Here is a 22,948-nt window from a genome sequence, read left to right as displayed (position 1 = left end):
CCGGGTTGGCATCAAGTGACGATCAGGTTCAGCCACTCGTCAACGGTGACGGTGCGCGCCGCCGGGATCAGCGTCGTCGAGCTATATTCGCTGATGATGGCCGGCCCTTGCAGCTTGAGCCCGGCAGTGAAATCGTCGCGCACATAAACCGGCACGCGCGCGGCGCGCTCGTTGAGATAGACCTTCACTTCGTGGCGCGGCGCGACTTTGTGCCGCTGGCTTGATGCGCGGCGCAGACGCGGCTTGTCTGTGACGCCGGTGGCGCGCACCCGCAGCGAGACAATCTCGGTCGCGCGCTTGGCGTCGGCGTAGCCATAACGCTCGTGGTGCGCCGCGTGGAAACGCGACTCGAAGCGATTGCCCCACGCCACATCAATCTCGAACGACTGGCCGACGTAGCGCATAGCCAAAGACCGCGCCAGCTTGATGCGATTGGCGGCGAAGCCTTCGCGCTTGATGTCGGTCGTCGCTTCGCGTTCGAGCTGCGCGAAGCCACGCTCTATCGCCCGGCGGTCGTGAGCGGCGGTCTTCAGCATCACCGTGCGCGAATAGTCTTTGACCACATCGCCGAGCAGCACGCCGAGCGCCGACAGCGTGCCGGGCGAGCGCGGAATGAAGACCCGCGGAATGCGCAAAGCGTCGGCCAGCGCGCAGACGTGCAGCCCACCGGCGCCGCCGAAGCTGACCAGCGTGAACAAACGCGGGTCCTGGCCGCGCTCGACCGAAACGACGCGCAGGGCCGATTCCATGTTGGCATTTGCCACGCGCACGACGCCGAGCGCGGCTCGCTCCAGCGTGACGCGGCGGGCGCTGTGCGCAGACATTGCCGCCGCCAATCGCTTCAGGGCGGCGCGCGATCTTTCGACATCGAGCGGCATCGCGCCGCCGAGCAGATCATTGCCGCCAAAGCGGCCGAGCACGAGATTGGCGTCCGTCACCGTGACCGCTTCGCCGCGACCATAGCAGGCCGGGCCGGGGTCTGCGCCCGCCGATTCGGGGCCGACGCGCAGTGCGCCGGCTTCGTCAACGCGGGCAATCGAGCCGCCGCCGGCACCGACCGTGTGAATGTCTATGATGGGCACGGCGACCGGCAAACCGGCCACCAGAGCCTCATTCGTGGTGCGCGCTGCACCGCGACAGAGGGCGACATCGGTTGACGTGCCGCCCATGTCGAAAGTGATGATGTCACGGATGCCGGCAGCCGCCGCGACTCGCAACGCCCCGACGACCCCGCCTGCCGGCCCTGAAAGAATGGCGCGCACCGGCTCGCTTGCCGCCACGCCCGCCGACACCGAGCCGCCGTTTGATTGCATCACGCGCAGCGGGACGGAGGAGGCAGGAGGCAGGAGGCAGGAAGCAGTAGGCAGGCTTGACTTGTGGCGCACCGCATAACCTTTCTGACTCTTTGCCGCCGACCTCTGGCTGGATTTCTGCTCTCGAAGGCTTCCTGATTGCATCTCACTGCTTCCTGCTTCCTGCCTCCTGCCTCCTGTTCCTAGTCCTTCCATCAGCGCGCGCAGGTAGCGCGACATGATCGGCACCAGATAGGCGTTGATGACGGTCGTCGAAGTGCGCTCATACTCGCGATACTCAGGAAGGATGCGGTGCGACAGCGACACAGGGATGTCTAATGTGGCGAGCGCCTGTGCCACCATCTGCTCGTGTGCCGGGTTGGCAAAGGAAAAGAGCAGACAGACGGCAACGGATTCAACCGGCGGGCCGGCTTGATGAAGCTGACTGATGATCCGGGCGAGGCCGCTGCGGTCGAGCGGCGTGATGATTTCCGCATCCGGCCCGGTGCGCTCGTCGAGGCCGAATCGCCGCGCCCGCGCCACCAGCGGCGCCGCCCGCGTCACCATCAGGTTGTAGAGTTCGGGCCGCGCCTGTCGGCCTATCTCGATGACATCCTCGAAGCCGGCTGTGGTGATGAGCGCCGTGCGCGCACCTTTGCGCTCAAGCAAGGCGTTGGTGGCGACGGTCGTGCCGTGAACGATTTCCGTCGGCGCGCCACCGCTTTCATTGAAGACTTGCGCCAGCCCTTCGAGAATGGCGCGGGCCGGGTTGTGCGGCGTCGAAGCGACTTTGAAGGAGGCCAGGCGAGCGCCGCGCGCGACCACGAAATCGGTGAAGGTGCCGCCGGTGTCAATGCCGACTCGGATGAATTCAGGCAAGCAGGTGTTCTCCTTCGGGCATCAGGGCAGCCGCGCCGGCTGCCCCCGGGTGAATGCGAAGGAGTAACTATACAATCAAACCGTCGCGTTGTTGATATTGACGAGGTGAATTTTGAAGTTGAGCGTTTCGCCGGCGAGCAGATGATTGGCGTCGAGGGTGATCTCGTCGTTTTCAATATCGATGATGCGCACGGGCAGGCTCTGTCCCGAGGGCAGCTCAAGCTCAAGCGTCATGCCGATCTCCGGCGACATGCCTTCGGGGAACGCCTGGCGCGGCACGACGCGCACCAGTTCTTCGTAATATTCGCCGTATGCCTGGTCGGGTGCGATGCTGATGTCGCGGGTCTCGCCGACCTCCATGCCGCGCACGCCATCGTCGAAGCCCTGAATGACTTCGCCGGAGCCGACCGTGAAGCTGAGCGGGTCGCGACCCTCGCTGGAATCGAACACCGTGCCGTCGTCGAGCGTGCCGGTATAGTGCAGGGAAATGTTGTCGCCTTCTTTGACTTGGCTCATTATGTCCTCCGAAAAAAAACATAGCATACGCCCACGAAGCTGTCCAAAATATGCGATAGCAGGCCCGAATTATATCAATGAAACTTTTCCGCGTTGCCGGAGTTGCATTCAAGTAAGCCGCCGACGCGCGTCGAAACCGAGGCGTTGTGCAAAGCGGCGGCGCACGGGTAGGATTGATCTCATGCCGCAAGTGCGGCAACAAGTCATGGGGAATTTCGGCAAACCGATTTTATCATTGCTCATCGCCTTGCTGGCCGCGTCAACCACGGCGCGCGCCCAGGATCAGGACGAGCCGATCAAGCTGAAAGCCGACCTGGTTTCGCTGACGGCATCGGTCTCGGATCGCGGCGGGCGGCCGCTGCGCTCGTTGAAGGCGACGGACTTCACGATCTATGAGGACGGCGCGCGCCAGCGCATCGAGCATTTCGCCGCCACCGAAGAGCCTTTCTCGCTGCTGCTGCTACTGGACATCAGCGGCTCGACGCGCGACGACATTGAATTGATGAAGCGGGCGGCGCGCAACTTTCTCGCCGAGCTGCGCTTTGACGACCGTGTTGGCGTCATCGTCTTCAGCCGCGATGTCGAGATGATCGGCGAGTTCACAGACCCGCGCGCCCGCGTCATTTCGGCCCTTGAGCAGATCGCGACCGCGCCGGGCAGCGCCACGTCGCGGTTCTCGAACGCCACCGGCACGTCGTTTTATGACGCCCTGTACCTCGCGCTTCAGGACAGCCCGCTGCAACAGATCGAAGGCCGCAAAGCCATCGTCTGCATGTCGGACGGCGTTGATTCGACGAGCATGAAGACCTATCAAGCCATCGCGCCGCTCGTCGAGCGCTCGGAAGTTTCACTCTACTTCCTTGAGCTAAACACCGAAGCGGCGACGCTCGAAGGCTTGCTCAAAGACCGCTCGGACCCCGATCATCTGAATTTCTCGCCCGGCCAACTGGCGCGCTACTTCGACGAGTTTGACAAAGATTCGCCCGACCGCCTGCGCCCGCGCGAGACGCTGTCGCCGCTGGTGAAGCGCGAGATCAACACCGGCCTTTACGACATGGCGCGGCACCAGATGAGCGAGATGGCGACGCGCAGCGGCGGCCACGAGTATCCGGTGAAGACGCTCGCCGACCTGAGCGGCGTCTATAAGCAGATCGCTGACGATTTGCGCTCGCAGTACTCCTTGAGTTATTACCCGACGAATCGCCGCCACGATGGCACCTGGCGGCAGATTCGCGTCGAAGTCAAACCCGCCGGCGCGGTGGTGCGCACACGCTCGGGCTACCGCGCGCCGGAGAAGTGACGCGGCGACGCGTCGGTGAATCTTATGGCTCTATTGCTCAGAGAACGACACGTCAGCGAGTTGCTCACCATCGAGACGGCGCTCGAAGCGGTCGAAGAGGTGTTGCGCGATCAGGCCACGGGCCAAGCGACCAACCGCCCGCGCTATCGCGTTGCCATGCCGGCTTCGCAACTGCACGTTATGGCAGCGGGCGACAAACGGCTCGGCGTTTATGGCTTGAAGACCTATACTGCGTCGCGCAAAGGGGCGCGGTTTCTGGTGCTGCTCTATGAGGCGGCGAGCGGCGATCTGCTGGCGATGATCGAAGCCGACCGCTTGGGGCAGATGCGCACCGGCGCGGCTTCGGGCGTCGCGACGAAATACATGGCGCGACCGTCGGCGGACGTGCTCGGCGTCTACGGCAGCGGCTGGCAGGCCGAGAGCCAGGTCATGGCGGTCTGCGCCGCGCGGCAGCTTCGACAGGTGCGCGTCTACAGCCGCCAGGCCGAGAGGCGCGAAGCCTTTGCCCGCCGCATGGCATCCCTCGTGCGCTGTGAAGTCGTCGCGGTCGCCGAGCCGGAAGCGGCGGCGCGCAGCTGCTCGATCATTGTAACGGCGACCACATCGCGCGAGCCTGTGCTGCAAGGCGAATGGGTCGAGCCGGGCACGCACATCAACGCCGCCGGCTCGAACTTCTTATCGAAGGCCGAGATTGATGTCGAGACGGTGCGCCGCTCAGCGGTGATCGCCGTAGATTCGATTGAGCAATCGCGACTGGAAGCCGGTGACCTGCTGCCGGCCCTTGATCGCGGCGTCATCACCTGGGAATCGGTCACCGAGCTGGGCCGCATCATCGCCGGCTCCGACCAGGGCCGCACAAGCGACGACCAGATCACGCTGTTCAAATCAAACGGCATCGCGCTTGAGGATATCTCGACCGCGCTGCGCGTTTACCACCTGGCCCGCGAGCGCGGCGTCGGCGAAGAGATCACCTTGTGGTCGGCAAGCTAGTCGCTAGACTAATCGAAAGACCGGCTGATTCTGCAACCTTTGCGCGCCGCCTGCTATTGTTTTGCACATTAAGTGCCATGATGTATTTTGGCGGAATTTTCGCGGAAAACCCGGAAAGTCAATCACTTAGGGCGCACTCAGCCCGCTTGGCCGTTTGCACAATTGCTGTCATGATCTCAGCCGCCCCAGCCCGCGTTTGCATAATTTCCGTCATGCCGAAATCCGCGCCGGTCGCCATCTGGTCAAGTGCTGCGCAGCCTGGTCGCTTTATGATTCGAGTTTTTGCCTTTGATAAACCTCGCCGGTTTGCCTGTTGAAAAGCCAGATTTCACGCACATTCACCATTAGACATCTCTCGGTGACTATGTATTCTTCAGGCTCGGAGATTGTAGGCTCTGAGTGGTAGATATATTCAAATGTCATAAGGGGCACAATCTTTGAAATCGCCAAATCGCATACAAAAAGAACGCTCAAAGAAGGCTTTAATCTATAAGCTTCTGCTGGGGCAACTTTTAATTCAAAATGCCAATCAGGAAGTTTTTTGTTGTCAGCGATCTTATAGCTTATTCGGCGAGCACGCTTGACCCTCACCTTTCTTCCAAAGGAATTTGAGGCGATGTAATAGCTAATCGAATCCTTGCTATCCAGTAGCGGATAAGAGCCTCCGACCGTTCTGGAAAGCTTTTGCAGCTCCATTGTGACGTAATGAGAAGTAAATTCGCATTCGAAAACGCCTAATGAATAGCCTGATACTTTTAGGGTTCCGGCGTCAGCATCATACTTAACCCAGCCTTTATCGATCTCCGGGTCATATCTAAAAGCGTATTGCTTTTTCCCAGCATGTTGAGCTAAACGAGCAAAATATTCACCGGTTTTCTCATATTCTCCCCTTGGAGGAGTTAAGGCTTTAATTGCAAGGTATACACCTTCAATATAGTGACCTCTGAAATTGGCAGGAAGTTTATCAATGTTTGAATCAAAGGGAGATGTTATATACCCAGAGACCGGCGACAGCCTGCGAGTAGGTTTGCTGCTTTGTGCTGAAATCGTAGTGTCAGAAGCAGTAATAATTAGGGCAAGAAGTATTGCAATGATCCTTTTCATTCATTTCTCCTTTGCGTGCGTCGGGCCGCAGCTCGGCTTCGTGATGTGATGGGGTATTCAAACGAATACCCCATCAGAATAAGCCATCATTTACCATGAGTGATGGCTTATTAGTATATTATTGACTGAATTGAATTTCCATCGAATTCTCCTAACAAAGAGCCAAAGGAATAACCCATCAATAACCCATCAGTGAAAAATGATGCGGAAAGAACCATAACCGCCTCTTCTGGTTTTAACTTGTTTTGGCGTGCATTTTTTGATATAACGAGCCTGCATAAAGGCACAAAAATACTAAGCTGCCGAGTAAGACGGTAGCGAATTCAATCAGACAAGTCAGCGCCGTGCGACTACTATAATTTGTAATTTATGCGCGCAATCTAGCCCGCAGCCGAAACGCTAAGCCTATTATCAAGGTGACTGAGCCATAGTCAAAGCCGGCATTATTCGGAGTCCTCTGATGATCATAATTAAGACCCTCAGCGGCATATTTCCCGATGCTAGCGCGGTGTCGGAGCGGCAGTTGCCCGGCACGAATGCAAACAGGCTGCTCGCCTGGATCGCATATGCAGTTGGGAGCACAGCCACAATCGCATTCCTCGCCACCGGGGAATACATGGCCAGCTAGTGCTACCGACATGAATGGAGCCGAAGAGTTTACGCCCTGATAAGGCGTGAAACAAACCGGGAGAAATACGATGCATGCAGCAAACAACAATCTCTTAAGCATAGAGGTTCCTTTCAGGTTTCAACGGTTTGTGAGCCTGATTCGCCCATCGTCATCTTTCATCCGATGGCTCACATGCATACTGAATCAGGGCGGAAAAGATGAGCAGGTTGAACGTCTAATCAATCTAGCAGATTATACCTATACTCAACGTCGATTCGATTTACTTGAACAGGTCGGGATACTCTTACATCAAATAAGCAATAAAAGAGCAGGGGAGTATTATCTTGCGCTGGTGGCGAAAAACAAAGGCTATGTTGACGAGTCGCTATTATTGTTAGACAGGGTGGTTGAATCAAGTGATCAGCGATTTAGGGCAAGGGGTTTTATGACGTTGGGCAGTATATGTTTTCAGGAAAACAAACTAGCAGATTCCTTCACCTACGAACTTATGGCTTTGGAAACGGCAAGAGAAGGCAACTGCGATCCGTTTGTTGCTGTGGAAGCGCAAAGGTCGATTGCGCTATTCAGGAGCCTAGATGGAGATCGCCGACAAGCTATTACAGTTTTAGAAAACCTCTTTCCCTTAGTACGCATATTTTCACGACAGCAGCCGCTTCTTTATTACCAGTTTCATAATTCATATGCGGTTGAATTAGGGGGGGTCGGAAGGCATCACGAAGCTCTCAGCGCAATCGGTATCGCCCTTGCGTCTCGATACGCTTCTGCGTATCCTGAGTGGCAAGAAACGCGCGCCGAATTGGTTGAAAGGGGCAAGCGCGCTTCACGGTCGGTTGTAGAAGTGGCAGGTGAATTAACACGAGCGGTGAATGTCGTACGGCTTGATGAGTGGTCGCACGACCAAGCTATAAGTGACATTCCTGGCAGTGGAACAGATACCGGAAAAAAAGTCCTTAAATGGAAGATCGAGATGGCCAAGCAACCTAAGAGCGAAGCCGAGAAAGAATCAAGCGGCCCGAACTTCAAACGCCTTTCCCGGCCCGAAAAAGTGAATTATCTAGCCCGCGAAATTCTAAAAGACGAGCTTTCGGAAGAGGCTTTAAATGAGTTGATGGATAACATGGAAAAACTTAGAAGTACGAAGACGCAAGAAACTAAGTAGATCAACGATCTGATGACGCGCGGTTCAATCCCTTTGCTCCCCTTTTTTCTTTCCTCAAAAGATTCTTTGCTTCATCTAAGAAGTATTCAATCAAGGCATCGCGCCTTATTTCATCGAGGTTCACCACTCCATCCTTGATAGCCTTTACTATTGTCCTTTCTTTTGGGCCTTCACCTGTAAGTAGCCAATGAATTGACACGTCTGTAGAATTAGCAATCTTCATCAGCTCTTCAGCTTTGGGTAATCGCCCGGAAAGATAATTCTTCGCGCCTTGATAGCTAAGCCCTACTTTTCTTTGGATTTCAGCCGGCTCATCTGTCCCGCAAGCTTCAATAAGTCTTGTGACGAATTCAACGTTTTCCACGTTTGTTGATGTTTGTGTTGACCGTTTTAACATATTTGTGTAATATCTCCGCCGAGATAAATGTCAAAATTTTGACAAGGGGAGAATATCAGTGACACCTGATCTGGTCAAGATTTACCTCATTACGCAGAAAATCACTCAGACTGACATCGCTAAGGCGATCAATCGTGAGCCTAATGAGGTGGGGCGAACACTCAGCGGCGAGCGACGCAATGAGAAAATCCGCGCTGAGATTGAAGACTTTCTTGGGGTCAAGGTATTCGACGTTGAGTTCGATACCATTGTCGCGCTAAGGAAGAGCGGAACGGCCTAAAGTGGAAATCTGGCTTACTGCAAAGGATTTGCTGGGATTGGGTGCGAAGCCCGCGACCATTTACCGCAAGACCGCAAGCGGTGAATGGGTTTCGCGCCGCGCGAAACCCAAAGGGCCCGGACAGCCATCGAGAGAATACCTGCTCGACTCATTGCCCGCAGACATTCAGCTCGCCTGGGCAAAACTTGACGGCGAGCGGCGAGCTGGCGCGGCTCCTATCGGGATAGACGATGAGACATCAAGCGGGAGTCCTACGGCGCTCGATTCACGCCTCTCGGCATTAGTAGCCGCGCTTTCGCGCTTCAGCCCGCCGCAATACACCCTGGAAGAGAAGGACGCGGTACAGCGCCGTTGCGTCGCACTCGGCAAGCTTTGTGACCAAGCCATCGCACTGATCGCCCGCCTCAAGAGCATCTCGGTCGTCTCACCCGGATCGCGCGAAGCTGGCAAAGATCGCGCTTATCATCCCAACCTGGCGCAGCTCGCGGCGCGCTCGGCATCAACGGATTCCCTTTACCTCGAAATGTACCCTTCGGCAGCAAAGCCGCTCTCAACTTCAACCTTCCTAAGACTCATTGATAAGTATCGGACGGATGGCCCGGTCGTATTCATTCCAAAAGGTCAAACCCTTTCACCGGACAATGACAAACGCTTCTTAAACGTGCCTCAAGAGGCGGTTGATTGGCTTCATTCAAATCTCAAATCTTATGAGAAGGCATCGTTGACCGAGTTCGGCAGGGCGTGGCTTGCCGCCGCCGGGCGCAAAAACTGGAAGCTGCCCTTTGCTGATCATCGGCCTGGTGCGAAGGATTCCTGCTACACGTGGCTCTATCGCTGGCGGCAGAAAGTGCCGGCGACGACCGTGACGATGATCACAAAAGGCGAGCGCGGATTTGAAGCTACCTATGCATGGATTCAGCGCCAGTATGAAGACCTGAAGCCGCGCGATGGCTTTACGATGGATTGGCGCATCTTCGACATGATGTGCTGGGTGCCAGCCAAAAAAGGTGGCGGCAAGCCGGCCCTAGTGCGGCGTTGGTTCTGTCCGGTGCTTGACCTGGCCAGCCGCGCGATCTTCGGATTCCACATTGATGACCGCCCGTCGGCGCGGGGCGTGACGCTCGCTTATCTCAACGCAATCGGGGATGCCGCTTGGAAGACCGAGCCGGGGCTCGAACTGCTGCGCGGGATGCAGCGGTCGCGCGATGGGATGCAGGCATTTGTCCATTTTGACAATGGCAAGGATTTCCGCGCCAAATCCATCGAAGGGCGAATGATCCAGGTTTCACGCTTTGATCTTGAAGACGCCCTGGCTGTGGCGCTGAATGCGCAAGATGTCGGGCTTGCGGCTGAAGTGCAATTGAGGATTCGCCATGCCAAACCGTTTAACGCGAAATCGAAAATCATCGAGACCTGGTTCCGCATCATCGCCGAGTGGGAAAAGACCCAGCCCGGCTACGCTGGAAACAAGCCGGAAAACAGGCCGCACTACTTCAAAGCCGCCGTGCGGCTTCACGAAGCGTTCTGCAAGCGCAAGGATGGTAGCCTTGCGGACTACAAGCAGTTGCCTGAGTTGTGGCGTGAAGCCTTCGACCGCAACAAGGAAAAATACAAAGTCGGGACGCCGTTCCTCAGCGAAGACGATCTGAAAGCCGGTTTCACCTCTCGCCTGCTCGAATACCTGCACCGGCCACACGGTTCATTGATGGATGACATCGGCGAAATGTCGCCGCTCGATCATCTGCGAATGTATGCCGACACGCCGCACATGATGACGTCGACAACGACGGCGGCATTGCTGATGACGCCGATGCCGGCGACGGTTCGCGGGGCGATCATCACGATCCAATGGAACCGAGAAAAATTCTTCTACAAAGAAGTGGCCAGCGATTTGAGCGACGGCGGCGCACTCTATCGCCTGCCGCAAAGCACCAAAGTTGAGTTCCGGGTTGACGACAACAATCGAGGCCGGGGAATGGTGTTGACCGGCGGGACGCCGCTGTGCTGGGTCGAGAACAAGGAACTGCTGGGCTGGAACGCGACAGCAGAGGATTTCAAGCGCGCTAACGCCGAGAAGAAATTCGCTCGCAAAGTGGCGAATGAATTCTTTGAGACGCAAACCAACCCTGCCGATTGGCGAGACATTGCGGCAGAGCGAATGCCGGAAGCGTTGCCCATTGCAGTCGGCGCGGGCGATGTATTCGATCCTTCTGAATCGGACGATCAGCCTCCAGGATCGGTGACTGTGATAACGCGCTTTGACCGCAAGTCACCCGACGCGCCAGCACGGCCCGCATTACTCTCACCCCTGCGCGTTGTTCCCGATCCACTGCAAGAGCGAGACGACTTCGATTCATTGAAGAGCTTCGACAGCGGCGCTGATACGACCGAGATCAAAGCCGAATGGGAGAGATGAGATGCCTTACGAACAGACAGACGTTGAAATCGAAATCAGCGGCATACTCGACCGGCTAGGTAGTGAGATGCAGGCTGCTGCAAAGCGGCTGCGCTTCGCGCCTTACACGAATATCGAAGACTTCCTTGCTCAATCAAGACAAGCATTGCGCCAGGTCAATCTTGCTGGCGCTTCTATGAAAAGGGGCAATTTCAATACGGCTCTCGCGATGCTGCGTTGCATCGAGGTGCCCGAAATCGATTTCACCGACGAAGACGAAGAGGAGCCACGCTTTTGATGCGAAGGTTTTACGCAAAGCGATTACTGCGCGGCATCTGCTCAGGCTGCCCGAATAAGAAGCTGTCAGGAAAGACCCTGTGTGCAGATTGCAGTAAGGCGATGTCGCAGCGGGTCAAGAGTCTCAGAGATGAGCGCAAGGCGGCAGGGCTTTGCATTCAATGCGGCAATTCTCGAGGTGAGAAGGGCACAGCAACTTATTGTGAATTGCACGCGGCGAAGAAAGCGGAAGCGATGAAGAGGGTGATCAAGAAGCGCCTCGCAAGGGGCAAGTGCCGTTGCGGAGCAGAAGTTACTAAATTCAAGAATTGTCTCAACTGTCGCATTGTTGCAGGCAGAGCGGTAGCCCGGCGCCGGGCTGCAAGTATTTCTGGATTCGGCTCGTAATTCGAGCCTGCAAGTTGGTGACGGGCACCCATCGCGAATCAATCGCCAACTCTACTGAGTCATGTAGGGGCAGCGAAGCGGTTGCGAGTTCACCGTTCCAAAGGGTGCCCGTCGCCTGGTCAATGAGGAGGTGAACGATGGGCAGAGGTTGGTGGTCAGCGCGTAAATCAAGAGCCGAAGCCGAAGCCGAGATGGCCCGGCTGGCGATCAACCTCAAGGCGCTGCCTACCGAGATTCTGCGCCTCCTCAGCGCCGGGCAAATTAACAAGTGCTTTGACACTTATCTATCACACGAAACGATTTTGCAATGTAAGAAGAAGATTTTGAAGGCAAAGGAGGGGCAGGCAGTGGCAGGCAAGGGGATGCAGCAACCAATTGCAGAAGACGTGAAGGCGCAAGTCGTGCTGGATCGGATTGCCGCGATCATCACGAAGGGTTACGCCCATCTGGGAGATAACGAGAAGGTCGGTGCCGAGGACGTGCAGATGATGATCTATCGCGAACTGAAAACTTACGACTTATCGCTTTTGACCAGGAATGAAAAAAAGCGACTGCCGAAACAGTCGCCCGCTAAAACTTAATAACCGAAGCTGATCTTAATTCTTACGAGATCGGCTTGTCAAATTGGAGGCTGAATGCAAGCAAATCCAAAACCTAGCTTCGTGACTGAGGTTCGCCGCACAGGCGTGAATTGGGACGAGGTGTTGCGTTCCCGGCTGGTGGTTTTCAAAGAAAAGTATGGCTGGACAAACAACCAGGTCAGCCGCGAGATGCAGCGCTTTTATGGTAGGCAAAAGGGCGACAGTGGTCGCGCCAACAATACGGGGATGGGTCAAAGCACGATCTATAACTACCTGGCGTGCAAATGGGCATCCTCGCAAGAGATGTTGGAGCGATTTGAGAATCGGCTGCGGGGTTGGCTCGATCATCGTGAGGCGAGCGGGAAGACTGAAGAAGTTGACGAAGATGTGACCTCTGCGCGATTGATCCAGCACGGCCTGGCAGAAGCTTATAGCAGCCGTCAATTTGTAACGATCATCGGCCCGTCCGGTATGGGGAAGACGATCATCGCTAAACACTTCGCCAATCTCAACACGCGCGGCGGAATGATTATCGTTGAAGCCTATGACGGTATGACGCCACGCGCATTTTTGGCGGCGATCTGCTCTGCTCTCGGAGATATAGACACCGGCTCCAAAGATGCGCTCATTAAGCGCGCCAGGGGCCTACTCGCTGAACAGCCCAAGCTGCTGGCCATAGATGAAGCGAACTTCTTGAGAGACGAGTCAATCAATCACCTCGTCCACATCTGGAATCAAGCGAAGAGCGGCATCGTCCTCCTCGGCACACAGGAGTTGGAGCTGTCGATCCGGTCTTCGAAGTTGCAGCGCGTCCAGTCGCGGCTAAAGGTTTCGATCACTCTGGGCGTGCTTTCAGATGAGGAGATACGAAGACGGCTTGAAGAAAGCTTTGAGCCGAAAGAGGTCACCGCACAGGTTGTGCAGGTGGCGCGGGCCGGCAGCTTTGGGCGCTATCGTGATCTCGATACGTTGATCAACACCGTCAGCGATAAGCGCGAAGAATACCCGACCGCGACGCTCGAAAAACTCTTCGAGCGATTCTCAACACGGCAGGAAGGCAAAAAGAAGGGGTGAGCTATGGGAGTATTACTCACCGATCCGGGGCTTGCCCTCGCTGATGCTGATTGCCTCTTTGCGGAAGGCATCAGCCATCGCGAACCAACGGTATTCGTTGATCGGCCCGAAGTCGCGCCGCGCGGGATCACTGAGACGATGATCGTCTGCGGGAACTGCGCCGGCGAGGCTGCCAATCCGGTCAAGACATTGCTGACGAAAGCGGGCTGCTGCGCGAGCTGTGGCGGTCGCAGCTATGTCCTTGCCGTCAACCTCGAAGTTGCGCGCCGGGTCGCCCTGGCGCTTGAACAAATCGCATTAGTTTCTTGAAAGGAGATAGGAGTGTTGCAACCACGACAATATACCGTAGAACAATCCCTGGTCGTTTCCACATTATCAAAGGAATACGGAATCGACCCAGACCGGGTTTTCTTTCCTGATGAGAAGAACCCTTCAAAGCCCTGGCTCGGCGCAGATGAATTGCTGGCGATTGCTCGCAAGTCAGACCGATTTATGGAAGTGATCGAAGGGTACGACGACTTCATTCCCGCGCTGAATCAGGTTGTCCATCGCGCTCGCGTGGTGGATCGCGACGGCCACGCCTTCGAGCGTTGCGGCATTGCCACTATCAGCGAGCCGGCACCGGATGGCTCTCCCGCTGACGGGCACAGCCTGGCTGGCTCGCGGGCATTGGTGGCGACTCTTACCGCAGCAGGCTTCAACCCTCTCCGCGGAATCACCAAAGCTCGCGGTCAAGTGATCACTTATGACGACGCCGCCGAGCAGCGTAAGTCACAGTTGCGACAGATTCACGCGCTGGCTGAAGAGGGGGGGCTCATCCTCTACAGCGACGGAGGGCGGGATGATGGCCGATACCGGCAATTCCTGCGTGACCACTTCAACGTTGACTCGGTTACTTCGATGAACGCGACCGAGCGGGCGTCGGTGATCAACAAGCTGAAGCTGTTCAATCAGGGGATCGAAAACCTGTGAGCAAAGCCGCGCTCAAAACTTATCGCAAAGAGATCGGCGACGCCTGGCTACCCTTGGCCGGGCGTCACCGATTGACTTCGCATGAATACCAATTGGTAGCGACATGGTTTTCCGATGGCACGCCGCTGCACCTCATCTTGAAGGCAATCCGCGATGTGGCGAAGCGGGCCAAGGAACAAAATCTGACTGTTTACTCGCTCGGTGTGATTCGAGCCGATCTTGTGAAGCGACAGCGACAAGACGCGAGAGTACATGTTGGGTCACAGCGCAAACACACACAGGTGGACTGGCGAATACATTTTTCTGAATGCCTCCAAGACTTGGGGGATATGGAAAAAGATGAATCCAAATTCGAGCTATTGAAATCACTTTTTACCGATCTTCCAGGATTGACGAAAGATGAAGCAGAAGCCCGATTACAAAGAATTTATAACCCAGAAAGGCAGCAATGAGCGACAAAAAGCACGAAGGCAATGATTGGCGCAAAAAATGGGACAACGATCTTATCTATTTGATCGATCAAGTCGATGAGCCTTTTCGCAGTGGATACCAGGAATTGCTTCTCGACCTTGACCAGCTCTCGCGCGACCAGGCGCAGGAGCGATGGGATGCAATTCAGAAGCTGTCAGAGGAGGGTAAGCAGTGAAGTATATCCGGCGTAGAGACGATGACAAGCGACACACGCACGGATGGGACGTGCGGATTCAATCAATTGGCGCGCGACGAATGTTCAGTGACCGCGAATATGGCAATAGCGAGCGAGCGCTACAAGCGGCAACCAACTGGCGCAACCAGCGGCTGTTCGATGCGGGCATACCTTTGAGCGCCCGCAACGTGGTGACACGCTCGCCGCGCAACTCCAGCGGCATCATTGGCGTCACCGTGGCGAACGAACGCGGAGGCAACTATTACGTCGTCAACTATCCGGTCGAGCCGGGCCGCTCGAAGCGCAAGCGATTCCCCATCCCGGATGACTATGCCGGGGCGCAGCGTGCCCTCAAAGAGGCGGTCGCCTTCCGTCGCGCCCAGGAAGAAAAGCTACACGGACAGACAATCAAGGCAAACTGGCACAAGGCGATAGGCAAAGTATGTCAATGAGGTGCTTATGCTCGTCCGCAAATTTTGTGCATGTGGCAAGAAGCTTGAGCGCGAGGTCGCTGATGAAATGAGTGCCTATCAGACGGTAATGCGCTTTTGGCTTGAGCATAGCGGAAGAGGTCACGGGCCGGTTTCTGGAGGCCAATACCTCAAGATCATTCAGCGCATCATCCAGAGCAAAGCAAGGAAGCGCCAACGTAAACGCGCGAACTCTTACGGGCCGTTATTGAGCCTGACCGAAGTGGAGTAGGTATGGTTTCCCAGCAATTGACCTTATTCGCATCGCCTATGATCTGCTGCTCTAGTTGCGGCGCGATCATACGTGATCTAAATGACCTCCGCGCGCCTTGTTCGAAAAATAATGGGGGGGGCATCTGGTCGCCACGGCTGACTACTTTGCTCTCTACCGCCTCACTGAATCGTCCTCGCTCACAGCAGCCCTAAGCCGATAAATGAGGTGATTATGTCCGCTCAACCTAACCCATCCTCCGCAGCAGCCATGAAAGAACGCCGCCGCAAGATGTACGCGAAGATCAGCCTCGACTGGAAGCAGATGCGGCCCGATCTGCACCACGGATCACAGGAAGCCCGTGACGCGCTGCACGATTTCGCCAGCGCGGAGTTGCGGCTGCCGCCGATTGCTTCTCTGCGGGAGTTGACCATTCCTCAACTAAAGAAGCTTATCGAGGCGATGCAGCGCGAGATCGCCCAGCCACAGATCGCCGGCTTGAACCTGACGGCGTTTGCCGTTCAGGTGCCGGCGACCCAAGCTGCGGCCCAAGCCGCGCCAGGCGAAGTGGTACACCTCTGCTCGAATGAACAAGCCTGGGCGATTGGCCGTGTCTTCAGTTATCTGGGTTGGACTGATGCCGGACGGGAGGCTTTCCTGAAGCGGAATTTTCGACGCACCAACCAGAGGATGCTCACAGTGCGTCAGGCCGGCAGCGCCATCAGGATTTTGTTGAACATCGCCGCTTCTGGCGACATCAAGCTGCGCAAGGGCAAAGACTTCAAAGTGCCGGCGTGGATGATCCGCGCTGAGATTCCCGCATTGAAGCGTCGGATTGGCTTGGAGGCCAAATGAAAGCCTTCGAGTGGATTTGGCGACAATGGTGGGCCTTCGTTTGGGATTGCTCTGAATCAAGCGGGATCGGGCTAGGCAAGGCAGCGCCCTGGGTTTTCTCTCAAATGATCGGCAGGCAGGGAAGGGAGTCAAATGATAAAGATTGAGAAGTCTTGGGCAATGCAGTCTGGAAAGTGCGATGACTGTAACAAGCCTCCGAAGCAAGAAGCGGTTTCCGATTATGTGGTGTGGATTTTGACTTGGGGCGATTATGAGTATGCGCCAACCGTGACCTTATGCACCAGATGCCTAGAGCAATCAAACGACAAGATTTGTGACGCTTTGTTGGAGTTCGCTCACCAATGAAATTGAGGACGTGCAAAGCGGGCCGGCCAACCGGCAAATGGCGCAAGGGCCGGCGCGTCACCAGCTCCACGGAAGTAAGAGTTGGCGTCTTGCTCATCGCCGACTCGCACCAATTTGAAGCCACTAATCTGGTCAAGGTGGCTCAGATTATTAGCCTACCTAAAGGCTTCACTTACACATACGCAACGCCTGCGGGTGATGTGATCAAAGAACCGCTGATGATGGCTCACGAATTCGAGTTGAGCAAAGACGATTTAGTTTTTTACGAGGCTCAGAGATGAGCGATGCCGACGCTTACACCGCTCGCTTTCGATTTCGCTTGGAGCAGGAAGTAAGGATTGTGGCCCTGAAGCTTCCGGGTCGCATCATTGCTAGATGTCAAAAGGTCAATGCGGTGCCCAGCTATGAAGTGATCTGGTGGGCCGATGGGCAACGGCATGATGAATGGCTATTCGAGTTCGAGTTGGGCGAATGATATGAAGAAGCTCCTAAGACTCAAACCACAGCGACCGCTCGGCGAGCTGATCGGCCCGGTGCGGATCATCGAGACTGACCTGTTCGCGCATTTTATTGTTGAGCAAGTCTCAACAGGGAAAGCACTCGGCTGGAGATCGGAGCTTGATGAGGTGATCGGCTACTGCCATCAGAATCTGATCCCGATTCAAAGCGTAGAGCGATTGAACGTGAGCAAGGAGGTTGCTACTGATGTCGGATGATCTACTGGCCTGGCTTGAGCGGGATATAAAGCTGAGGCATCCCGCTTTGCTCAAATTCTCGAAAGAGGCGCTGGCCCTCTATATCGAAAAATGCTCTCTATTTTCTATTGAAATAATTCTCAAGGATTTGGGCGTCTTTGAGGGGTATTTACGCGCTTATCGTAAGTTGGAAAACTCGAAAAGGATGGAGGAGATCAATCACCTCTTAAAAACCGAAACGGATAAGAAAAAGCGCCTCCAGCTACTGGAAGAATTTGAACAATGCTGCCGCCGCGCGGGCATCAAGTTGCGAAAGGGGTAACTGTATGGGTGATAAATCTGGAATCGAATGGACTGATGCAACGTGGAATCCAGTTCGTGGCTGCTCGCGTGTGAGTGAGGGCTGCCGCAATTGTTACGCCGAGCGCGTTGCTGCGAGATTTAGCGGCATCGGCCAGCCCCACGATGGTTTGGCGAAGATGACGCCGAGCGGCCCGCGATGGACTGGCAAATTGCGATTCATTCCTCAGCATCTTGAAGACCCTTTGAGGTGGCAAAGGCCGCGTAGAATCTTCGTCAACTCAATGAGCGACCTGTTCCATGATGAAGTCAGCAACGAAGAGATAGCAGCTATCTTTGCGGTGATGATGGCAACCCCGCATCACATTTATCAGGTACTGACGAAGCGGCCACAGCGAATGCTTGAATGGTTTCAGTGGGCAAGCTCAAGTTCTGAATATGATCCGCGTGAACTCTGTGAGAATCACGGCCTGGACTATGTTGCAGCCTGTCATCTTCAAGCCGATATGTGCGACAAATGGCCGCTGCCAAATGTATGGATTGGTGTTTCCGTCGAAGATCAGAAGACCGCAAACGAACGCATACCTTATCTTCTGAAGACACCGGCTGCCATACGTTTTCTTTCGTGCGAGCCGCTGCTAAGGCGGATTGATTTAGGGCAAGCGCATCCCTGTGGTTACTACTGCGAAGAACCGACCGCCAATTCCGAAGGCGCACATCATGACCACGACTTCTGGACGCCCGGTATCAACACATCAATTAAGTGGGTGATCGTTGGCGGCGAAAGTGGCCCGAATGCGCGACCGATGCATCCTACTTGGGTGCGCTCGCTGCGCGATCAATGCGAGACTGCCGGAGTTGCCTTTTTCTTCAAGCAATGGGGTGAATGGTTGCCTGATGATCAGCTAGACGAACGCAACAGGCGAGACCCGATGATCGGCGAGACCGACATGACGTGGATGCGTGTCGGCAAGAAGAAGGCAGGTCGGCTACTTGATGGCGTTGAATGGAATCAGTTTCCGCAGGTGTTAGAATTCAGTAGAGTTTGATCAGAGGTATAGAAACAATGGCTGATTTTGTCGATGAGTTGCTTAACCAGATCGCAGGCCGTGGTGGTATAAAGCCGCCCCGCGAAGTCGTAGAAAAATGGCTGGTAAAAAAAGGCGTTCGCACTCGCGAAGAACTAAATGCTCAAGCGGTCAACACTGCGAGGGAAGAGATAAAGAAAGTGCTGGCTAGAATGGGGCGAAAAGATGTCTAGCATAGACGAACGAAGTCAATTCGACAGAGAGCTGCGTTGCCCGATCTGCCGCAAGCGGCTTCTCGCAGCCACCTGCGAGACATCCGGCGCGGTAGAGCTACCGTGCAGCCGCTGTAAAAAAATAGTCGTGATTAAAATTCCCATTGCATCTGGTCATGAAGAGGGGTATATTGCTTCAGACATAGAGCGCCAGTGAGCGCCTGAATCGAATTTAGAGGCTCAGGGAAGCCCGTTAGTCCGAAAGGACTGGCGGGCTTTTCTTATTTTGGCAAGGTTGGAGGCAAGCAAAATGATCAAACGTTCTGTAGCGGCAATCGCCGCCTCTCTACTCTGCGCCGCGCTGGTCTCCAGCGCCTGTGACGCGAATCAAGTTCAGAAAGTCAAGAATGCCAGCGCCCGCATCGAGAGAGCTACGGGAGCGGTGATTCAGCTTCTTCCCGCATTCAGAGACGAAGGACTTTTTGACACCGGCGAAGAAGCAAAGATCGCCGAGGGATTGAATGGGGTGAAGCTTGCCCTCTCGCAATTCAATCAACGGGCCGCGAGCTATAAGACCTTCGATGCTACGGCAAAGGTTGACCTCTCGAAAGCTCTGGCGGATGTCACCGCCGCGCTGGCCGTGCTTAATGAACAGGGCGTGCTGCACATCAAAAATCCGAAAGTAAAGGGTCGCGTGCAAATGGCCTTCGTGGCTGCGAACCTGGCCGCTCAAGAGATCGCCGACGCGCTCAACCAGGAGTAGGCGATGGAGGCGCTGAAAGACCTGACACCTTACGCGGCGACGCTTGCTGTTTTCGTGATTATCGTTCGGTTCATTCTTCCGCACTGGAAGGCTGTCAGGCTGGACGATAACAAGGTGCGGCTGGCAGAGCTGGAGGTCAGGATCAAAGAGGCCGAAGTCAGACAGGCCGAGGCGACATCAATCGGGCGGCTAACGGATGTTTTTAAGCAGTCGAGCGAGGCAACCGAGGAACTGAAAATTATGCTGCGGGCAGTAATAACTCAGCACAGAGTGATCGAAGCCCGTGTGCTGGCCCTCGAAACAAAATCACCGAACCCCGTTGACCAGGAGAGGAAGTGAAAAGTCTGGACCAAATCCAAACCGAAGAGACGCGGCGCTGCATGTTGGTCGTGCTGAATGAAGCCGGCTCGGCGCTCAGGGCCAAGCGGGTTCGCGCGATCATGGACAGCCTCAACAGCTCGACCTCCTGGGAGGATTTCTTTAGCCAGGTCGAATACCTGGCTGGCGAAGAACTGCTGAGAATCTTCCCCGCCGACGCAGAGGCCGCACTGAATGATGTGCAGCAGGCCCGCTATCTCGCGACTTGCAAGCGTATGAGCTTCGACTCGTTTGAGGCGGAAAAGATCATGCTGCGCATCCGCCAGCGGGGTCGCCGCTTTATGGAAGGCAACGACGACTCCGTTGTGGGAGTGGCAAAAGCCTGATGGACCATCGAGGCTCAGAGCGCGGGTTTTATGATAAGTTGCAGCTTCCTGAACACCAGGAAGCGCGAGACCTGCTCGAATCCCTGCTCGCCGACCCACGCCGAACTTACGAAGAGATTTGCATAAGCTGCAAATCGTCAGGGCTGTTTGAAGACTTGAAGGATGTGACGCCACAAGACCTTTCGCGCTACCGCCAGCGCCAAGCCCGCGAAGAATCACGCGCCAGCGTTTTGGCGCTGATCGAGGCCGAGGGCGAAACGCTGATCAAGGCGGCGGCGAAGAACCCGACAGGGATGATCGCCCGCTTCCTGCGCAAGCAGCTGACCGAGCGCGCGGTGGCGAAGTTCGATCAGGAATTCGAGACCATTGATGCGGTGAATGTCTCGCGTGAGGCGGCGCGACATGCACTGGTCGAACAGCGCGACCGCAAGCTCGATCTCGATGCAGAGAAGATCAGGCTTGAAGAGCGTCGGCTTGAGTTACAGCGGGAGCAACAGGAGTTGGCTAAAGACAAGTTCGGCATCGCCTCAACGACTTGGCGATTCATCCTTCAATGGATGATAGGCAAAGAGCCGAGAGTGGCGGATGCATTGACGGAACGCAGCGAAGAGCTGTTGAACGATCTCGAAGCTTTCATTGAAGTAAATGGCTAAGACGCGAATCAAAATACCGAAGAAGCGCCTGAGCAAGAAAGAGTTTCGCCAGCTTGCTCAGGAGGCCACCGAAGCAGTGCAGCAGTTACGCGCAGCCGCGCAGATCGCTTCGGAAGAGATTGCTGCGGGCCGCGCCGCCTTTACTGACGCTGATGGCACGCGCGAGCAACGTCTTGCGCGGACGACCAACTCAGCCCTTGAATTTGGGCGCACTTATCTTTCGCACTATTTTGAGGAGCCTTCAGCGGAGTTTCATGAGGCACTCGATAAGCTGATCACCGGGGATTACGACACGGAGGATTTGAATCGCTGGGTAGAAGAGTTCGGCATCGAAGTTCACGAAGGCGACCCGGAGTTGCGGTTGCTCGCGGTGATGATCCCGCGTGGGTTTGGCAAGTCCGTCATCGTCAATCTCTGCGATAACCTGCGGCGCATCTGTCATGGCCTCGACCCATACATCATCCTCGGCAGTGATACCTATGAGCAGGCGAGTAGCCAGTTAGAGGACATAAAAGAAGAGCTTGAGAGCAACGAGAAAATCAAGGCTGACTTCGGAAACCTGAAGCCTGAGCGTGGCGGCATCTGGCGAGAAGCCGAGTTGATCCAGCGCAAAGACGGGCGAGTCACCTGGCGTGAAGGGCGGATCATCACGACGAACCGGGTACGCCTGGACGCTGTGGGCCGTGGCGGGAAGATGCGCGGTCGCCGCTTCGGTCGCCAGCGGCCAACCGTTTTCAACGGCGATGACCTTGATAATGACGAGAATGTTGTAACCAAAGAGCAGCGGGACAAGAGCTGGAATTGGTTGATGAGCGCGGTGATGCCGGCTCTCGATCCAAAGCGCGGCGTCCTGCGCGTCATCGGCACCAATATCAATTTCGATTGCTCAATTGCAAGGGCACAGCGGAAGACCGACGCCAGCGGCAACCGGCTGTTCACTTCGATCAAGTTCGCAGCGATGCGCCGCAACGATGCCGGCGAAATGGAGTCTACCTGGCCGGCGCGATTCAGCATCAAGCGACTTCTGGCGCTGCGCGAGCTGCTTGGCCCGATCAAGTTTGGCGCGGAGTACATGAACGATCCGCGCGATCCGGAGACACAGCTCTTCGATCTTGAAAAGCTTTTCTTTTATTCGCCGGTCGAGTTGGAAGGCAAATCGCTCAAACATATTTGCTACGTCGATCCTTCAAAGGGCAAGAAGGGCAAAGGGAGAAAGAAGTCTGATTTCTCTGGTTATGCCGAGATTCTCTACTGGCAAGAGGGGCGCATTAGCTACGTCGTTGATGCGTTCCGGGAGCGACTCAGCCCGACCGCTGCCCGTAGCAAAATACTTGAATGGATTCCCCCCATCGTGAAGGCCGACCAATCGGCTGAATTAACCGTTGAGGAGAATTCCTTCGGTGACATTCTCGGTGCGGATTTTCAAGACGACCTGCGTAGAGCCGGCGTGGACAAGGTTGTTCATACGCTCCTGCATACAGAGGAGAAACCAGCTCGGATAGAGCGCCTGTCGATTCGGGTGGCTAATGGCGGTATGCGCTTCCCGCAAAAGTGGAAAGACGAGAATCGAAGGCCCGGCTGGTTTTCAGAAATGCAAGACTATCCGGGGCCTTACGATGACACCATTGATGCGCTCGAAAGCGCGGATTCAATAGGCAACAAATCGGTGGCGGCAGCGAGCGCCGGCAAAGACCCTGAAGGAAACACCTCGCGCGAGCGGATGCAGCGTGATCGTGAAGCGCGTCGAATGGCGCAATTGATGGGCATCAGGCGGCTCAGGCGGGCCGCGTAACAGGTTCCTCATTTCGATTT

At 55.7% G+C, this 22,948-nt stretch carries 30 protein-coding genes; 25 read left to right on the top strand and 5 right to left on the bottom strand.

Features of this window, described 5'->3' with window-relative positions; translation table 11 throughout:
• Positions 1-11: 11 nt before the first annotated feature.
• Both VJ464_16045 and VJ464_16040 read right to left on the bottom strand, forming a co-directional pair.
• Complete coding sequence (locus VJ464_16045) at positions 12-2,171, bottom strand: hydantoinase/oxoprolinase family protein (protein HKQ06646.1); 2,160 nt, start codon at positions 2,169-2,171, stop codon at positions 12-14.
• A gap of 75 nt (positions 2,172-2,246) precedes the next feature.
• Positions 2,247-2,687: a peptidylprolyl isomerase gene (locus VJ464_16040; GenBank protein ID HKQ06645.1), complete on the bottom strand. Its 441-nt coding sequence runs from the start codon at positions 2,685-2,687 to the stop codon at positions 2,247-2,249.
• A 181-nt stretch (positions 2,688-2,868) separates the two neighbouring features.
• Here VJ464_16040 and VJ464_16035 point away from each other — a divergent pair, with 181 nt between their 5' ends.
• Both VJ464_16035 and VJ464_16030 read left to right on the top strand, forming a co-directional pair.
• Positions 2,869-3,987, top strand: a complete 1,119-nt coding sequence (locus VJ464_16035; GenBank protein HKQ06644.1) for a VWA domain-containing protein — start codon at positions 2,869-2,871, stop codon at positions 3,985-3,987.
• A 24-nt stretch (positions 3,988-4,011) separates the two neighbouring features.
• Entirely contained in the window at positions 4,012-4,977 is a 966-nt protein-coding gene (locus VJ464_16030) for an ornithine cyclodeaminase family protein (protein HKQ06643.1), read from the top strand.
• A gap of 267 nt (positions 4,978-5,244) precedes the next feature.
• Here the strand turns inward: VJ464_16030 and VJ464_16025 are convergent, their stop codons facing one another.
• Positions 5,245-6,081, bottom strand: a complete 837-nt coding sequence (locus VJ464_16025) for a hypothetical protein (GenBank protein HKQ06642.1) — start codon at positions 6,079-6,081, stop codon at positions 5,245-5,247.
• A 698-nt stretch (positions 6,082-6,779) separates the two neighbouring features.
• Between VJ464_16025 and VJ464_16020 the strand changes: the two genes are divergently transcribed.
• The gene (locus VJ464_16020) at positions 6,780-7,871 is read left to right on the top strand and encodes a hypothetical protein (protein ID HKQ06641.1); all 1,092 of its coding nucleotides are present in this window, start codon (positions 6,780-6,782) and stop codon (positions 7,869-7,871) included.
• Position 7,872: 1 nt separating this feature from the next.
• Here VJ464_16020 and VJ464_16015 read toward each other — a convergent pair whose 3' ends face one another.
• Positions 7,873-8,268: a helix-turn-helix domain-containing protein gene (locus VJ464_16015; GenBank protein HKQ06640.1), complete on the bottom strand. Its 396-nt coding sequence runs from the start codon at positions 8,266-8,268 to the stop codon at positions 7,873-7,875.
• A 58-nt stretch (positions 8,269-8,326) separates the two neighbouring features.
• Here VJ464_16015 and VJ464_16010 point away from each other — a divergent pair, with 58 nt between their 5' ends.
• The 5 genes from VJ464_16010 (at position 8,327) to VJ464_15990 (ending at position 13,282) form a co-directional block, all read left to right on the top strand.
• Positions 8,327-8,548, top strand: a complete 222-nt coding sequence (locus VJ464_16010; GenBank protein HKQ06639.1) for a hypothetical protein — start codon at positions 8,327-8,329, stop codon at positions 8,546-8,548.
• A gap of 1 nt (position 8,549) precedes the next feature.
• Positions 8,550-10,964, top strand: coding sequence for a hypothetical protein (locus VJ464_16005; GenBank protein HKQ06638.1), 2,415 nt, complete (start codon positions 8,550-8,552; stop codon positions 10,962-10,964).
• Between the two features lies 1 nt (position 10,965).
• Positions 10,966-11,241: a hypothetical protein gene (locus VJ464_16000; GenBank protein HKQ06637.1), complete on the top strand. Its 276-nt coding sequence runs from the start codon at positions 10,966-10,968 to the stop codon at positions 11,239-11,241.
• A gap of 523 nt (positions 11,242-11,764) precedes the next feature.
• Positions 11,765-12,208: a hypothetical protein gene (locus VJ464_15995; protein ID HKQ06636.1), complete on the top strand. Its 444-nt coding sequence runs from the start codon at positions 11,765-11,767 to the stop codon at positions 12,206-12,208.
• 54 nt (positions 12,209-12,262) lie between these two features.
• Positions 12,263-13,282, top strand: a complete 1,020-nt coding sequence (locus tag VJ464_15990) for an ATP-binding protein (protein HKQ06635.1) — start codon at positions 12,263-12,265, stop codon at positions 13,280-13,282.
• A gap of 12 nt (positions 13,283-13,294) precedes the next feature.
• Here the strand turns inward: VJ464_15990 and VJ464_15985 are convergent, their stop codons facing one another.
• Entirely contained in the window at positions 13,295-13,573 is a 279-nt protein-coding gene (locus tag VJ464_15985; protein HKQ06634.1) for a hypothetical protein, read from the bottom strand.
• Positions 13,574-13,606: 33 nt separating this feature from the next.
• On the opposite strand from VJ464_15985, the gene VJ464_15980 reads away from it, so the two are divergent.
• The 17 genes from VJ464_15980 (at position 13,607) to VJ464_15900 (ending at position 22,928) form a co-directional block, all read left to right on the top strand.
• Positions 13,607-14,254 (top strand): hypothetical protein, encoded by a 648-nt coding sequence (locus VJ464_15980; GenBank protein ID HKQ06633.1) that lies wholly within the window; start codon positions 13,607-13,609, stop codon positions 14,252-14,254.
• Complete coding sequence (locus VJ464_15975) at positions 14,251-14,706, top strand: hypothetical protein (protein ID HKQ06632.1); 456 nt, start codon at positions 14,251-14,253, stop codon at positions 14,704-14,706. The genes VJ464_15980 and VJ464_15975 overlap by 4 nt, the downstream gene beginning before the upstream one ends.
• Positions 14,703-14,900, top strand: coding sequence for a hypothetical protein (locus VJ464_15970; protein HKQ06631.1), 198 nt, complete (start codon positions 14,703-14,705; stop codon positions 14,898-14,900). Before VJ464_15975 ends, VJ464_15970 begins: the two co-directional genes overlap by 4 nt.
• Positions 14,897-15,352: a hypothetical protein gene (locus tag VJ464_15965; GenBank protein ID HKQ06630.1), complete on the top strand. Its 456-nt coding sequence runs from the start codon at positions 14,897-14,899 to the stop codon at positions 15,350-15,352. The genes VJ464_15970 and VJ464_15965 overlap by 4 nt, the downstream gene beginning before the upstream one ends.
• Before the next feature lie 7 nt (positions 15,353-15,359).
• Positions 15,360-15,602 carry a hypothetical protein gene (locus VJ464_15960; protein ID HKQ06629.1) on the top strand — a complete coding sequence of 81 codons (243 nt, stop codon included), beginning with the start codon at positions 15,360-15,362 and terminating at the stop codon, positions 15,600-15,602.
• A 249-nt stretch (positions 15,603-15,851) separates the two neighbouring features.
• Complete coding sequence (locus VJ464_15955) at positions 15,852-16,436, top strand: hypothetical protein (protein ID HKQ06628.1); 585 nt, start codon at positions 15,852-15,854, stop codon at positions 16,434-16,436.
• Positions 16,437-16,870: 434 nt separating this feature from the next.
• Positions 16,871-17,062, top strand: coding sequence for a hypothetical protein (locus tag VJ464_15950; GenBank protein HKQ06627.1), 192 nt, complete (start codon positions 16,871-16,873; stop codon positions 17,060-17,062).
• Positions 17,059-17,256: a hypothetical protein gene (locus VJ464_15945; GenBank protein ID HKQ06626.1), complete on the top strand. Its 198-nt coding sequence runs from the start codon at positions 17,059-17,061 to the stop codon at positions 17,254-17,256. The genes VJ464_15950 and VJ464_15945 overlap by 4 nt, the downstream gene beginning before the upstream one ends.
• Before the next feature lies 1 nt (position 17,257).
• Positions 17,258-17,497 carry a hypothetical protein gene (locus VJ464_15940; GenBank protein HKQ06625.1) on the top strand — a complete coding sequence of 80 codons (240 nt, stop codon included), beginning with the start codon at positions 17,258-17,260 and terminating at the stop codon, positions 17,495-17,497.
• Positions 17,487-17,798, top strand: a complete 312-nt coding sequence (locus tag VJ464_15935; protein ID HKQ06624.1) for a hypothetical protein — start codon at positions 17,487-17,489, stop codon at positions 17,796-17,798. The genes VJ464_15940 and VJ464_15935 overlap by 11 nt, the downstream gene beginning before the upstream one ends.
• A 4-nt stretch (positions 17,799-17,802) precedes the next feature.
• Positions 17,803-18,825, top strand: coding sequence for a phage Gp37/Gp68 family protein (locus tag VJ464_15930; protein HKQ06623.1), 1,023 nt, complete (start codon positions 17,803-17,805; stop codon positions 18,823-18,825).
• A gap of 17 nt (positions 18,826-18,842) precedes the next feature.
• The gene (locus VJ464_15925; protein ID HKQ06622.1) at positions 18,843-19,037 is read left to right on the top strand and encodes a hypothetical protein; all 195 of its coding nucleotides are present in this window, start codon (positions 18,843-18,845) and stop codon (positions 19,035-19,037) included.
• A 289-nt stretch (positions 19,038-19,326) separates the two neighbouring features.
• Positions 19,327-19,779: a hypothetical protein gene (locus tag VJ464_15920; GenBank protein ID HKQ06621.1), complete on the top strand. Its 453-nt coding sequence runs from the start codon at positions 19,327-19,329 to the stop codon at positions 19,777-19,779.
• A gap of 3 nt (positions 19,780-19,782) precedes the next feature.
• Positions 19,783-20,118 carry a hypothetical protein gene (locus VJ464_15915; protein ID HKQ06620.1) on the top strand — a complete coding sequence of 112 codons (336 nt, stop codon included), beginning with the start codon at positions 19,783-19,785 and terminating at the stop codon, positions 20,116-20,118.
• The gene (locus tag VJ464_15910) at positions 20,115-20,483 is read left to right on the top strand and encodes a hypothetical protein (GenBank protein HKQ06619.1); all 369 of its coding nucleotides are present in this window, start codon (positions 20,115-20,117) and stop codon (positions 20,481-20,483) included. Before VJ464_15915 ends, VJ464_15910 begins: the two co-directional genes overlap by 4 nt.
• Positions 20,483-21,136: a hypothetical protein gene (locus VJ464_15905; protein ID HKQ06618.1), complete on the top strand. Its 654-nt coding sequence runs from the start codon at positions 20,483-20,485 to the stop codon at positions 21,134-21,136. The genes VJ464_15910 and VJ464_15905 overlap by 1 nt, the downstream gene beginning before the upstream one ends.
• Positions 21,129-22,928 carry a hypothetical protein gene (locus VJ464_15900; GenBank protein ID HKQ06617.1) on the top strand — a complete coding sequence of 600 codons (1,800 nt, stop codon included), beginning with the start codon at positions 21,129-21,131 and terminating at the stop codon, positions 22,926-22,928. Before VJ464_15905 ends, VJ464_15900 begins: the two co-directional genes overlap by 8 nt.
• Positions 22,929-22,948 lie beyond the last annotated feature (20 nt).

This window comes from Blastocatellia bacterium (genome assembly GCA_035275065.1).
Lineage (GTDB): Bacteria > Acidobacteriota > Blastocatellia > UBA7656 > UBA7656 > DATENM01.
This window is presented reverse-complemented; position numbering and strand designations above follow the sequence as displayed.